This is a genomic window from Trinickia sp., from assembly GCF_051961175.1.
Classification (GTDB): Bacteria; Pseudomonadota; Gammaproteobacteria; order Burkholderiales; family Burkholderiaceae; genus Trinickia.
This window is the reverse complement of record NZ_JBQCDN010000386.1, coordinates 1-12,603: the sequence shown is the minus strand read 5'-3', so window position 1 is coordinate 12,603 and position 12,603 is coordinate 1. Positions and strand designations below refer to the sequence as shown.

The following is a 12,603-nucleotide window of genomic DNA, read 5'->3' as shown; positions in this document are numbered from 1 at the left end:
GGCGTCAGCGGATCGACCGACGAGCCGACGACGTTCGTCACCGCCTCTTGGAATGCCGCCGAAAAGCGCTCGGGGTGCAATTCGCTGAGAAAAAACTGAGCGATGTGCTCGGGGGCGTCCAGGTGCGCGTACGAGCGCCCCGTCATCTTGATCCGATCGAGCGGATACGTTCCGTTCAAGCGATAGCCGAGCGGCTTCAAGATGCGCGTGAACGCGGCTTCGCCCGGCGGCAAGGCGCCGCAATGCGTCCAACGCACCGTGCGCAGCGCGCCGTGATCGAACTGAACGCGCCCGCCCTCACGCACGACATCCTCGGTATAGGCACGACCCGTCGGCACCCGTTTCAGCAAATCGGCGAAGAGCGCCATATTGAGGGCCTGAGCCAGTTCCGCGCGCGTGACGATCCACGCCTCGCCACGCTCGATCGAGGGCGGTACATTCATCAATTTCACCAACTGCGCACTGGCGCCCGGTCCGCAGGCGGCTTCGAGCATGGCGTCGATATTGCTGTACATCACATCGTTCCCCGTTTTAAGCATGGGGCGGCGCGTCGCTGCAGGCTGATGAGGCTGGCTCACACGCGTGTCGGCGCACCGCCGATCGATACGCATTGTGGCTGTGGGGCTGCCTCCCCACAATTGATATAAACTCACGACTTCATTCCAAAAATGCACCAACGCCCCGCTCACCACCGTGCTCGAGCACGACGCCACCATGAGAAAAGGCATCCCCAATCTCTCCGCGCTGCAGTTGTTCGAGGCCGCGGCCCGCCACGAGAGCTTCACGCGCGCGGCCGACGAACTCTCCCTCACGCAAAGCGCCGTTTGCCGGCAGGTGGCCGCGCTCGAAAATCGGCTCGGCGTTGCGTTGTTCCTGCGAATCAAGAAGCGCGTCGTGCTCACGCCGCACGGACGTCATTACGCGGCGCAAATCCGCAAGAGCCTCGAGCGCATTGAGCGCGATACGCTCGAACTGATGGCGCAGCGCGGCATCGGACGCGTGCTCGAACTGGCCGTCGTGCCGACCTTCGCCAGCCAATGGCTGATTCCACGTCTGCCGCAATTTCGCGCGCTGCGGCCTGACATCACCATCAATCTCTCGATCCGCACAGAGCCATTCCTGTTCAGCGATTCACCGTTCGATGCGGCCATCTATTTCGGCCGCTCGGTGTGGCCGGGCACGCGCGGCACGCTGTTGTTCCGGGAGGGACGCTCGGTGCCTGTCTGCAGCCCAGCCCTCACGGCCGATTGCGCACCGCTCTCGCGCGAGCGCCTGGTCGATATGCCGCTCCTGCATTTATCGACCCGGCCCGACGCTTGGCGCGAATGGTTCCGGGCGCATGGCTTCGGCGAGGATGCGCGCGCCGTTCGCGGGCCGCGCTACGAGTTGTTTACGATGCTGGCCAGCGCAGCGCTGGCGGGCATGGGGGTGGCGTTGATGCCCGAGATCCTCATCGCCGCCGAACTGGCGTCGGGACGGCTTGCCGTTGCACTCGACATGCCGCTGGCCAGCGACGCCGGCTACTATCTGGCCGCGCCCGACGCGGTAGCGAACGACGAGCCATTCGTCGCGCTCTCGCAATGGCTGATGTCCCTCGTGCCGCAGACGCACGACAGCGCGCTCGCCTGACCGCTCGCCTGACCGCTCGCCTGACCGATTCGTCGGGCCCTATTCGGCGGCTTGCGCGACGATCCAGTCGCGGAACGCTTGCATCGCCGGCGTCATCCGTTTGGACTTGAGCCACGTGAGCCAATAGCCGCCCGTGTTCACTTCGATGTCGAACGGGCGCACGAGCCGTTCCGATTGAAGTTCGCGCTCGAACATGCGCGCGGGCGCGAGCGCGCCGCCCGCGCCCAGCATGGCCGCCTCGACCATCAGCCGGGAGGAATCGAATACCGGCCCGCGAATCGCCGCTTCGGGCAAGCCCGCGGCCGCCAGCCAGAGCGCCCATTCGTCGGCACGGTACGAACGCAGCAGCGTTTCGGCGGCGAGATCGCGCGGCGTGTTGAGGCGCTGGGCGACATCAGGCGCGCACAGGGCCGTCAACGGCGCATCGAGCAGGGCGACGGCTTGAGTGCCCGGCCAATTGCCATCGCCGAAACGAATCGCGCAGTCGAAGCCTTCGGCCGCGAAATCGACGAGATTGTTATGCGTCAACAGACGCAATTCGACGAAGGGATGCACGCCGCGGAAGCGATTCAGGCGCGGCATCAGCCAACCGACGGCAAACGTGCCGACCACGCCCACCGTCAGCACCTCGTGAAAATGGCCACCTTCGAACTGCCTGAGCACCGCGTCGATGCGGCCGAAGGCATCGGAGACGACGGGCAGCAGCGCCTGCCCTTCGTCCGTCATACCGAGCCCGCGCGGCAGGCGCTTGAAGAGTTGGGCGCCGAGCCGTTCTTCGAGCGCTCGGACTTGCTGGCTGACGGCCGCCTGCGTCACGTTCAGTTCGCGCGCGGCGCGCGTAAAGCTCAAATGGCGCGCCGACGACTCGAACGCGCGCAAGGCATTCAGCGGCAGATGTCTCGCCATCCTCGAAGACCCATAAGAAATAGTAATGCGTCCGAAAAATTATCGTCGATTGTCCCGGCCAGCGGAAAACGCGATATTCATGCTTCTTCCACGGAGTGAACAACATGCAAAGAAGACGATTCATCGGAACCGCGCTGGGCGGGATCATAGCTGGCCTATCGGCTCCCGTGTGGGCCGAGACGGCGTTGGCCAAGGTTCCGCACGATGCCGGCACGGCGAAACATCCGGCCAAAATCAATGCAAGGGCGCACGCGATTCAATCGGAGCTGGCTTCGATCGAGCGCGGGATGGACGGCCGGTTGGGCGTCGCGATTCAGGATCTCGAGACGGGTTTGCAAGCGGGCCACCGTACCGGCGAACGCTTCCCAATGTGCAGCACATTCAAGCTGATGCTGGCAGCCACTGTTCTCGCGCGTGCCGATCGCCGTGAGCTGGACCGCGAACGTCGTATTGTCTTCGGCCCCGACCGTCTGCAGCAATACGCGCCGGTCACGCGGCGCCATGTCGGCGGGCCCGGGATGACGATCGACGAACTGTGCGATGCGAGTGTGACGATGAGCGACAACACGGCGGCCAACCTGCTGCTCGACGCGATCGGCGGCCCGCCCGCCGTGACCGCGTTCATGCGGCAACTGGGCGATACTGTCACGCGCCTGGACCGGATCGAACCGTCATTGAATACGGCGATACCCGGCGATCTCCGGGATACCACCACGCCTACCGCGATGCTCGACAGCATGCGCAAAGTATTGCTTGGCGATGCGCTGTCGTCCGCGTCGCGCGCACAACTTTTGGCTTGGGCCATCGCCAATCGTACCGGCGACGCGCGCCTTCGCGCGGGTGTCCCGAGCGGTTGGCGTGTCGCCGATAAAACGGGTACCGGCGAGCACGGCGCCACCAACGATATCGGGGTGATCTGGCCGGAAGATCGCGCGCCGATTCTCGTCACCGTGTACCTGACCGAAACGCGTGCACCGGCACACGCACGCGAGGCGGCGATTGCCGAGGTGGCCCGCACCATCGCGCGCAACTTGGCGTAGCGGCCTCGCCCGCGCGAACCAACGCGAAACGACGCGGACGGAGCCGGTACCACGATGACGACCATGGAAGGGCCGCGCACCCGCGCAATGAAAACGATGAACGCACTGTGAGACGGTGCAACAACGCACTTTGAGGAACGCCCTGCCATGCAAACCGCGGCATCGAGTTTTTACGAAGCTACCGTCACGCGCCCCGAGCGGCCGGCCCTTTCCACTGCGCGGGAAGAAGCCGCGGTATGCATCGTCGGCGGCGGCTTTGCCGGGCTTGCCACGGCGCTGGGCCTCGTCGAACGCGGCGTGCGCGACATCGTCATCCTCGAAGCTCAGCGCGTGGGCTTCGGCGCGTCCGGCCGCAACGGCGGATTTGTGTTCGGCGGGTACAGCCTCGAGTGCGCGGACTTGCTCCGAATATTGGGCCCGGCGGACGCGCGTGCGGTCTATCGGCTGACAGTCGATGCGGTCGAGCTGATCGGCGCACGTATCGCACGCCATGGAATCGATTGTGACGTAGTCAACGCGGGCGTGATTCTCGCCGATTGGTTCGGCCGCCCCGACAGCCTTGCCGCGCAGCGGGCGCTCATGCAGACGTCGTTCGGCGTCGAATGGGAGCCGATTTCGAAGCGCACCTTGAGCCAGCAACTGAAGACGGACCGGTATCACGGCGGCCTGCTCGAGCGACACGGGTTTCACTTCCATCCGCTCAAGTACGCGCTAGGTATCGCAACCCTGTTGAGCGATGCCGGCGTGCGAATCTACGAGCGAAGCGCGGCGCGCGGGATCACACGCGAACATCAACGCGATCGATACCTGGTGAGCACGACGAATGGCTCGATCGAGGCGCGTCACGTCGTCATGGCCGGCGGCGGCTACGCGCGCGGTGTTTATCGTGCCGTGGAGCGCGCTGTGCTGCCGATCGCCACGTATGTCGTCGCGACGGAGCCGCTCGGCCCGCGCCTCGCGCAAGCGATCGATTGCGCCTCGGCCGTCTACGATACCCGTTTCTCGTTCGATTATTACCGCGCGCTGCCGGATACACGCATTCTTTGGGGTGGACGGATCTCGATCTTCGAGCGTAACCCGCGTGCGATCGCAAGATTGCTGATGCGCGACTTGGTGCGCGTCTATCCGCAACTCAAAGGGATCGAACTCGATTATGCCTGGGGCGGACTCATGGGCTACGCACGCCACAAGATGCCGCAGATCGGGCAATGCGGCGATGGCGTCTGGCACGCTGTGGGCTTCGGCGGACATGGGGTGGCGCCCACCACGGCTGCGGGCGAACTCATCGCCGCGGCGATTGCCGAGGGACGGCCGGTTCCCGCACCGTTCGCGCGCTTCGGGCTCGAACCGGCCCACGGGTTGCTGGGGCTCGCGGCGGCCGAATGCACCTACCTCGCGAAGATCGCCGCCGATGCCATTGCCGAACGCAGGCGCGGGTGATCGCCGCCGATCCCGTTGCCGAACGCAGGTGCGGGTGATCGCCACCGATGCCATTGCCGAACGCAGACGCGGGTGATCGCCGCCGTAGGGCCCGGCATGCCTGTTCCGTCGATGTCGATATCGGCGCAAGAGGGTGTTGCACTCGCAGCCCCCTCCTATCGCCTGCTATGGCTTGCTGCTGCTATTGCACCATCGGAACTTGGACGTTGTCAGGCCCGGGCCCGGCCGGTGTCGTCGCGGCGCCCGATTCGACAATCGCTCGATCCACAAGCGCTTTCGCCTCGGTGCTGCTCGCATCCACCGAGAGCGCCTTGCCCGCGTTATGCCACACGCAATTCCAACGCGACTGCACGACGCACGCGTGCGCGGCGCTCAATGACGCATCGCGCTCTTGTTCGCGCGACATCAGCTGCTCGCGCAGGGAAAGCGCTTGACCGTTGCTCGGATCCGCCGCCAGCGCGCGGGCGACCGAGGTGCGCGCACCCCTGAGATCGCTTTTCGCGAGTTGCGCTTGCGCGCTGTCCAATGCGCGTGCGGCAGCCACTCGCCCATATTGGGCACCTTCCCGCTGAGACTGCGATCGATTGGCCTGCCGTGCCGATTGGCTGCCGGCTGCCGCGGTGTCGCCGGCACTGCCGCGGGCTTCGAACGACTGCGCGTGGCTTCGCTCGCGGCCGGTGGCGAGCGCGTCTTGCGCGCTGTTCGACTGCGATCGAGGCTCCGCTTGAGGCAGAGACTGAGGCGCCGTTTGCGGCTGAGCCTGCGTCGCGGCGGACGGAGGCTGCAGCGAGGCCACCGACGTACCAGGTGTCCTCGAAGCATCCGCGTTCGGCGCAGGCGCCGGTGCCGGTGCCGGAGCCGATGCCTGCGATAGCGCCTGAGCGGGCACCGTGCCGTTCGACACCGGGCTGTTCCCCGCCACACCAACAGAAGGCGAACTGTTCGAAGGCGAGCCATTCACCGGCGCCGCGTGGTCGGCCTGGGCAGGGGGTTGCAGTGCGTTGCTGCCCGACCCGCTGCCGTTCGACGACGCGTTGCCGTCCGAGGTTGCCGCGAGGTTGGACCCGCCTGCGCCGTTGGATGCGATCGCCCCGTCCACGGATTTCGATGTGGACGGTGGCGACAGCGGCGACGCGCCGTCGAATCGATGCACCGCCACCGCGCCTCCGTAGAGCACGACAAACGCCACCACGACGAGCACCGTCCCGGCCTTCAGCCCCCATTGCCGTTCGCCGCGAAAACCGGGCGCATGCACTTCGCCGTACGGATCGCCGTCGGGCGATGCGAATAGCGGTGTCGGCGGTGCGGGCCACGGAGGATCCAGGTCACCCTCGAAATCGTAGGCCGGCGCCTTCGGCTCCGCACGAGCGGAAGCAGCCGGGCCACGCGGCGGCTGCGCCGCGTGCGCAGCATGCGGCGCAGCGCCGGCCAATGCGAAGCGCGCGTGCGCGCCGCAGTGAGGACAGAACGTAACGGGTTCCGAAATTCGGCCGCCGCATCGAGCACAGGCCGTCGGGAACCTAGGATCGCGAGCGGTTTGATCGCGCATGTCCGCACTCCTAAAGTGAAAGTGCAGACGAAGCAGACGTTGCGCCTCGCTTCGAATGAGCGCCCGTCCGTGTGAGCGCGATTAACCGCTCGATCCGATGAGAGAACTTGATCATGACATCGTTAATCGAATCGAACCAGTGGCCCACTATCGTGCACCGTCCCCTGAGCGTCAAGCCAGCGTCGTAAATCCGCGCCAGCCAAATCCGCCAGAAGCTCGTACTTCGGCGCCAATCGGTTTCGACGCCAATTTATGTAGCATGGCGTGCAAGCCAGCCCCTTTCACGCCATGCACAGTCTCAGCGCGGCAGCGCGCCGTGCAGCAGCATCCGGTATTCGCTCGGCGTCACACCGACCGTCGCTTTGAATTGCCGAGTAAACGCACTGTGATCGGTATAGCCGCACAGCGCCGCCACATCGGTCACCTTGTCATTCGATGCAAGCAACGCCGTCGCCGCATCGAGGCGTGTCTTGAGCAGTACTTGGCGTGGCGTCAAATGAAAGACCTTATGGAAGTACCTTTCAAGCTGAGCAACCGACATGCCTGCCATTTGCGCCAGATGCGTCAAATTCAACGGCTGGACGTAGTTTTCCTGGATGTACTGCACGACCTCGGCCAGCTTCGAATAGGCGGGGTGCGTGCGCTCGTTCGCTTTCAGATCGCGCGATGCGCCGGCGATGCCGACCACCTGCCCCGCCGCGTTGAGCAACGGCACCTTCGTCGTCAGGCACCAGCCCGGTTGGCGCCCCGGATAAAGATGCAATTCGAGCTGGTCGATCATCGCCGCGCCGCCGTGGATGATCGCTTGATCCTGCTCCATGTACGCGGCACCAAAGCGCGGCGGAAATACCTGTTCCGTCGTCTTGCCGACGATCCCTCGCTTATCCTTGCAGCCGCAGCGCGTGGCCAAGGTGCGATTGACGAGCGCATAGCGAGCGTCGCGATCCTTCACGAAGAAGACCAGGTCAGGCAACGCATCGAGGACCGGTTCGAGCTGCGCGTAATACGGCAGCATATCGGCTAGCGTTTCGGCGGCAGGCATGATCGGCAAGGGAATCGTCGGTAACATCGTCGCAAGGCGCGGTAAATGGCGCGGCAAGGATGCGCCGCGCGAAGCGCCACGATTATAGGGGAGCGTCGTCTGGCACTTGCATCTGAAGCAGCGCACCGATCGATGCCGGCGCAAGCGGCGGCCGCGGCATCGCGGCGTCCCAGCCGAAATAAGTCTCGAGCGCGGCACCGCAGACACGCCCCTGGCACGGCCCCATCCCGCATCGCGTATGCAGCTTCGCATCGCGCCACGTTGCGTGAGCGGCGACATCGCCGAATGAGACGTCCTCGCAGCGGCACAGGATCGTTTCGGCACCCGGCTGCGCGCGCGCTGTCGCCGTGAGCTCGAACGAACGGGCCACACGCTGCGCGAAGCGCCGCCAACGCGCGCGCTGATGGATAAGCCGGGCAGACACTTGCTGTCCGCTGGCCGCGAGCCCGGCAATCTCCCCTTCGGCCCGCGCAAGCTCCATCCCTCCAATGCCTGTGCACTCACCCGCCGCCCATACGCCGGGCAGCGACGTGCGTTGCTGCTCGTCGACTTCGATCGCGCCCGAGGCAAGCTGGCATCCCGCCATCTGCGCCAGCGCCACGTTGGGCACCAGCCCGTATCCGCATGCGATGCGATCGCACTCGAGCGTCACCTCTTGCCCGCCCCGGCGAATGACCGCCGCTTCGACGCGTTCGTCTCCCAGCGCCTTTGCAACCACGCTATCCGGCCAGTAGGCCGGCCCGGAGAACCCGCGCGTCAATCGGATCGCCTGCCATACCTTCGACGGCGTTGCACTCAGCGACAAACCGAACGATGCAATCGCCCGCCACGGCGCCTGCTCCACGACAGCCACGACACGCGCGCCCGCCGTGCGCGCGGTCGCCAGCGCGGCGACGAGCAAAGGCCCGCTGCCGGCAAGCACGACGCGCTCACCGCGCACGGGCATCCCCCCTTTGATCAGTGCTTGCAAACCACCGGCGCCAGTCACGCCCGGTAACGTCCACCCGTCGAACGGAAGCAATCGCTCGCGTGCGCCCGCAGCGATGATCAGTTGTCCGAACGAAATCGATATCCCGCCGTATTGCGCCGATTCGATCATCATCTCATCCGGGCCGGCCAACGCCGAGACCTTGGCGCCGGTATACAACGTCACACTGGGCTGCTGAGCCAGAGCGGCGAGCGTCTCGCGCAGCGCACCGGCCTGCCTGGCACCCGGCCCCGGACGCCACACCTGGCCGCCCGCGCGCGGATTGTCGTCGATAAGCGCGACCGTCAAGCCGCCAGCGGCCGCGGCTCGCGCGGCGGCCAAACCCGCAGGGCCCGCGCCTACAATGACCAGATCGAACTTCGTTTTCATGCGGGTGAACCTTCCGTTCGAATCGCCATGCCGTGACGGCACATCGTTTGGCATGCCAATACGTGTGCGCGCCCATCGACGGTCATTCGACACTCCTGACAGATGCCCATGCCGCACAGCATCGTTCGCGGTTGCCCGCTCACCGAGATGCGCGTAGCACGCACGCCGTACCGGCGCACGACTGCGGCGGCAACCGTGGTGTAGGCCGGCACTTCGAATGGGATGCCGTCGAGCGTCACAACGACGCGCGCATCATCGGCCTCTATCGCTTCAAGCCCCATGATCTGCCTCCACGGAAAATCGATCGACCCGATAGGGCGCCGTATCGATCGCCGCCCGCGTGCCGACGATCTGCGCAGCCAGCAGTTTCGCCGTCGCGAGCGACGTCGTGACCCCGAGCCCTTCGTGCCCCGCGGCAATCCATACGCCCGGCAACGTGCCGCCAGCCGGGCCGATGATCGGCAAACCATCGGGCGTTGCCGCGCGAAAACCCGTCCATGCGCGAATGGCATTCATCGACGGCAGCGCCGGCAGATAGCGCGCCGCCCGCGCGAGCATACGTGCAAGCACAGGCCATTCGGCACTTGGATCGAGCGTGTCGAACTGCCGCGAAGAGCCCAGCAGCACTTGCCCCGTTGGCCTCGGCTGGGCATTGAATGCGACCGAGGCGCCCTGCGTCTGATGCGCGCTCTTGATGTAGCCGAGTTCCAGCACCTGATGGTGCAGATAGCCGGGGTAGCGATCGGTGATCAACAGATGTCCTTTCTTCGGCGCGATCGGCAACGACGGCACGAGACGTTGCGCGGCGAGGCCATTGGCCACGACAATCAACCCGCTCTTGACGACTTCGCCGGTCGATAGCCGCACGGCACCCCGTTCGAGCGATCGCACCTCCGCCCCCAAGCGCACCGTAATGTTTTGGCATCCTGACGAATGCTCAAGCAGCCACTGCGCGGCACGGGGTGCATAGACGATCGAGTCGTCCGGCACGAGCAGCCCACCGGCCATCGGTACGGCAAGCGCCGGCTCGCATTCGCGCAGCGCCGCGGAATCGAGCAGTTCTGCGTGGATGCCCTGGCTGCCGAACGCACGTTGCAGCCCGCGCGCCGCCTCCGATTCTTCCGCATCGGCCGCCACCCACAGCGTGCCGCAACGCGAGAACGCATCGGCCGCGCGTAGCGAGGGGCCGAGCGTCAGCCAAAGTTCACGCGAGTATCGGCTCAATGCGAGCTCGGCCGGCGAATCGTTCATCACGACGATATGACCCATACCAGCGGCCGTTGCCCCGCCGCCGATACCCGACGCATCCAGTACCGCGACAGTCATGCCATGCGCGGCGAGTTCCGCGGCGCAGGCAGCGCCAACGATGCCGGCGCCGATCACAACGGCATCGAAAGTCATGCCGGCCGCGTGCTCGGAATGCCCAAGGCGAACGGATCGTCCGCCTGGAACAGCAGTCTGCCCTCGGCCATCACATAGGCGCGGCCCGTAATGGTGGGGACGATCGCCCGGGCGCCGGGCGGCACACCTTCGACCGAATCGAGCGGCGCATACCGCCCTTCGAAAACACTGCCAACGATACTTTCCTGACGCCATGCGGCATCGGGCGCGAGCTTGCCGTCGGCGGCCAGACACGCGAGCTTCGCACTCGTGCCCGTGCCGCATGGCGAGCGATCGTACGCATCGCCCGGGCACAGCACGAAATTGCGGCTGTCGATGCCCTCTCGCGCACTGGGTGCGAACAATTCGATGTGGTCGATCAGCGCGCCGTCCGCTCCGGTAATACCCTGCGCGATCAACGCTTCACGAATTTCATGCGTGAACGCCGTCAATTCCGCGATGCGCGACGGTTCAAGCACGCGCCCATGATCGGCGACGAGAAAAAACCAATTGCCGCCCCATGCCACGTCGCCGGTCAGCCGGCCAACGCCTGGCACGTCAACCACAACCTCATGCCGAAAACGATAAGCCGGCACGTTGCGCACCGACACGCTACCGTCCGCGTTCAACGTGGCCTCGACGATGCCGACCGGTGTCTCGATACGGTGACGTCCGGGCGCAAGCCGGCCCATGTAGGCGAGCGAGGCGACGAGCCCGATCGTGCCGTGCCCACACATCCCGAGATAGCCGACATTATTGAAGAAGATGACGCCCGCGGCACAGGTTGGATCGAACGGTTCGCACAGCAGCGCGCCCACGACGACGTCCGATCCGCGCGGCTCCGTCACGACGCTCGCCCGCCAATCGTCGTGCCGCGTGCGCAGGATTTCAAGCCGCTCGGCGAGCGGGCCGCTCCCGAGGTCGGGGCCGCCCGCGATGACGAGCCGCGTCGGTTCTCCGCCTGTATGGGAATCGATGATGTGGATGGTTTTCATGGCGTCCATGGTAGGAAGGCGCGGCCGCCGCGTCTTGGCCCCGCTGCGCGTCGCATATGCCGATTTCGGCATAGTCGCCGGCATGGCCGAAGCTGTGCCGAAATCGTCATGACGAATGCGCGAACGGCGCAAGACGCCGCTCATGAGCCAGCCTACACTGCTCTCGCATTGATCTCATCGACCGCTTCCGGAGAAAGCAAATGGCACCAGTCTGGCAAGGCGTCATGCCCGCCGTCACCACCAAGTTTCACGAAGATTTCAGCATAGACCGCGTTTGGACGAAGAAGAACATCGAAGCGCAAATCGACGCCGGCGTGGACGGCATTATCGTTTGCGGCTCGCTCGGCGAAGCATCGACCCTCACGCTCGACGAAAAGCTCGACGTACTCGATATCGCCGTCGACGCCGCACGCGGCCGCGTGCCCGTGCTTCTGACGATCGCCGAAGACAGCACGTTGGAAGGATGCCGCCAAGCGGAGCGCGGTGCGAAGCACGGCGCAAGCGGCTACATGGTCTTGCCCGGCCTGCGCTATCTGTCCGACCGGCGCGAGACGATCAATCACTTCCGCATGGTGGCGAACGCAAGCGCGCTGCCGATCATGGTGTACAACAACCCGCTGGCTTACGGCGTCGACATGACGCCCGACATGTTCAAGGAAATCGCCGACGAGCCGAAGATCGTCGCGATCAAGGAATCATCGGGCGATGTGCGACGCGTGACCGATTTGTTTAACGCAGTGGGCGAGCGCTACGCAATTTTCTGCGGCGTCGACAATCTCGCCATGGAAGCGATCCTGATGGGCGCGCACGGATGGGTAGCAGGTCTTGTATGTGCGTTCCCGCACGAAACCGTCGCGATTTATCGCCTGCTGCAGGCGGGACGAATCGAGGAAGCGCGCACGATTTATCGCTGGTTTGCACCGCTACTTGCGCTCGATGTATCGGCCAAGCTCGTACAAAACATCAAGCTTGCCGAAGCAATCGTCGGCCTTGGGACCGAGCCCGTCCGTCCCCCTCGGCTGCAGCTCGCCGGTGAAGAACGCAATGCAGTGGAGCAGTTGATTAGGAATACTATCGAATCGCGGCCACCATTGCCGAAGGACTGAACCGCAGCTTTAAACCGACGCTTTTACCTCCTCTCGAGCGGCCATCACGGCCGCTTTTTAATTCCATCGCGATCAGCAGGAACCCCCAAACACTAGTTCAAAAAAGCCGTTGTCGCGGTTGTCTTAAGCGCGCAAAAGGTTTCGCACCCAACCACAGCA

Annotated in this window: 11 protein-coding genes and 1 pseudogene; 4 read left to right on the top strand and 8 right to left on the bottom strand. The window is 65.0% G+C overall.

All coding sequences use genetic code 11. The features are described from left to right. Nucleotides 1–494 (bottom strand): annotated as a pseudogene (locus ACTHL0_RS22000) (DUF1338 domain-containing protein); the annotation flags it as partial. A 220-nt stretch (nucleotides 495–714) separates the two neighbouring features. Here ACTHL0_RS22000 and ACTHL0_RS21995 point away from each other — a divergent pair. Beyond that, nucleotides 715–1,629 carry a LysR substrate-binding domain-containing protein gene (locus tag ACTHL0_RS21995; protein WP_440569021.1) on the top strand — a complete coding sequence of 305 codons (915 nt, stop codon included), beginning with the start codon at nucleotides 715–717 and terminating at the stop codon, nucleotides 1,627–1,629. Nucleotides 1,630–1,668: 39 nt separating this feature from the next. On the opposite strand, the gene ACTHL0_RS21990 is transcribed toward ACTHL0_RS21995, so the two are convergent. Next, nucleotides 1,669–2,535 carry a LysR substrate-binding domain-containing protein gene (locus ACTHL0_RS21990; RefSeq protein ID WP_440569020.1) on the bottom strand — a complete coding sequence of 289 codons (867 nt, stop codon included), beginning with the start codon at nucleotides 2,533–2,535 and terminating at the stop codon, nucleotides 1,669–1,671. Between the two features lie 104 nt (nucleotides 2,536–2,639). On the opposite strand from ACTHL0_RS21990, the gene bla reads away from it, so the two are divergent. Next, nucleotides 2,640–3,575, top strand: a complete 936-nt coding sequence (gene bla / locus ACTHL0_RS21985) for a class A beta-lactamase (RefSeq protein ID WP_440569019.1) — start codon at nucleotides 2,640–2,642, stop codon at nucleotides 3,573–3,575. A gap of 147 nt (nucleotides 3,576–3,722) precedes the next feature. Then, the gene (locus ACTHL0_RS21980; RefSeq protein WP_440569018.1) at nucleotides 3,723–5,015 is read left to right on the top strand and encodes an NAD(P)/FAD-dependent oxidoreductase; all 1,293 of its coding nucleotides are present in this window, start codon (nucleotides 3,723–3,725) and stop codon (nucleotides 5,013–5,015) included. Between the two features lie 181 nt (nucleotides 5,016–5,196). Here ACTHL0_RS21980 and ACTHL0_RS21975 read toward each other — a convergent pair whose 3' ends face one another. From ACTHL0_RS21975 to ACTHL0_RS21950, 6 genes are all read right to left on the bottom strand, one after another. Further along, entirely contained in the window at nucleotides 5,197–6,564 is a 1,368-nt protein-coding gene (locus ACTHL0_RS21975) for a hypothetical protein (protein WP_440569017.1), read from the bottom strand. 298 nt (nucleotides 6,565–6,862) lie between these two features. Continuing rightward, nucleotides 6,863–7,633 carry a helix-turn-helix domain-containing protein gene (locus tag ACTHL0_RS21970; protein WP_440569016.1) on the bottom strand — a complete coding sequence of 257 codons (771 nt, stop codon included), beginning with the start codon at nucleotides 7,631–7,633 and terminating at the stop codon, nucleotides 6,863–6,865. Nucleotides 7,634–7,688: 55 nt separating this feature from the next. Continuing rightward, entirely contained in the window at nucleotides 7,689–8,963 is a 1,275-nt protein-coding gene (locus tag ACTHL0_RS21965) for an FAD-dependent oxidoreductase (protein ID WP_440569015.1), read from the bottom strand. Continuing rightward, entirely contained in the window at nucleotides 8,960–9,244 is a 285-nt protein-coding gene (locus tag ACTHL0_RS21960; RefSeq protein WP_440569013.1) for a (2Fe-2S)-binding protein, read from the bottom strand. Before ACTHL0_RS21960 ends, ACTHL0_RS21965 begins: the two co-directional genes overlap by 4 nt. Continuing rightward, a complete protein-coding gene (locus ACTHL0_RS21955; RefSeq protein ID WP_440569012.1) occupies nucleotides 9,234–10,364 on the bottom strand; it encodes an NAD(P)/FAD-dependent oxidoreductase in 1,131 nt (376 codons plus the stop codon). Before ACTHL0_RS21955 ends, ACTHL0_RS21960 begins: the two co-directional genes overlap by 11 nt. After that, nucleotides 10,361–11,347, bottom strand: a complete 987-nt coding sequence (locus ACTHL0_RS21950; protein WP_440569011.1) for a 4-hydroxyproline epimerase — start codon at nucleotides 11,345–11,347, stop codon at nucleotides 10,361–10,363. The genes ACTHL0_RS21955 and ACTHL0_RS21950 overlap by 4 nt, the downstream gene beginning before the upstream one ends. A 191-nt stretch (nucleotides 11,348–11,538) precedes the next feature. Here ACTHL0_RS21950 and ACTHL0_RS21945 point away from each other — a divergent pair, with 191 nt between their 5' ends. Further along, a complete protein-coding gene (locus tag ACTHL0_RS21945) occupies nucleotides 11,539–12,444 on the top strand; it encodes a dihydrodipicolinate synthase family protein (RefSeq protein WP_440569009.1) in 906 nt (301 codons plus the stop codon). Nucleotides 12,445–12,603: the final 159 nt, after the last annotated feature.

Excerpts from the sequence above, each read along its gene's own strand:
- ACTHL0_RS21995 (WP_440569021.1), top strand. The coding sequence starts at position 715 with ATGAGAAAAGGCATCCCCAATCTCTCCGCGCTGCAGTTGTTCGAGGCC.
- ACTHL0_RS21990 (WP_440569020.1), bottom strand. The coding sequence starts at position 2,535 with ATGGCGAGACATCTGCCGCTGAATGCCTTGCGCGCGTTCGAGTCGTCG.
- bla (WP_440569019.1), top strand. The coding sequence starts at position 2,640 with ATGCAAAGAAGACGATTCATCGGAACCGCGCTGGGCGGGATCATAGCT.
- ACTHL0_RS21980 (WP_440569018.1), top strand. The coding sequence starts at position 3,723 with ATGCAAACCGCGGCATCGAGTTTTTACGAAGCTACCGTCACGCGCCCC.
- ACTHL0_RS21975 (WP_440569017.1), bottom strand. The coding sequence starts at position 6,564 with ATGCGCGATCAAACCGCTCGCGATCCTAGGTTCCCGACGGCCTGTGCT.
- ACTHL0_RS21970 (WP_440569016.1), bottom strand. The coding sequence starts at position 7,633 with ATGTTACCGACGATTCCCTTGCCGATCATGCCTGCCGCCGAAACGCTA.
- ACTHL0_RS21965 (WP_440569015.1), bottom strand. The coding sequence starts at position 8,963 with ATGAAAACGAAGTTCGATCTGGTCATTGTAGGCGCGGGCCCTGCGGGT.
- ACTHL0_RS21960 (WP_440569013.1), bottom strand. The coding sequence starts at position 9,244 with ATGGGGCTTGAAGCGATAGAGGCCGATGATGCGCGCGTCGTTGTGACG.
- ACTHL0_RS21955 (WP_440569012.1), bottom strand. The coding sequence starts at position 10,364 with ATGACTTTCGATGCCGTTGTGATCGGCGCCGGCATCGTTGGCGCTGCC.
- ACTHL0_RS21950 (WP_440569011.1), bottom strand. The coding sequence starts at position 11,347 with ATGGACGCCATGAAAACCATCCACATCATCGATTCCCATACAGGCGGA.
- ACTHL0_RS21945 (WP_440569009.1), top strand. The coding sequence starts at position 11,539 with ATGGCACCAGTCTGGCAAGGCGTCATGCCCGCCGTCACCACCAAGTTT.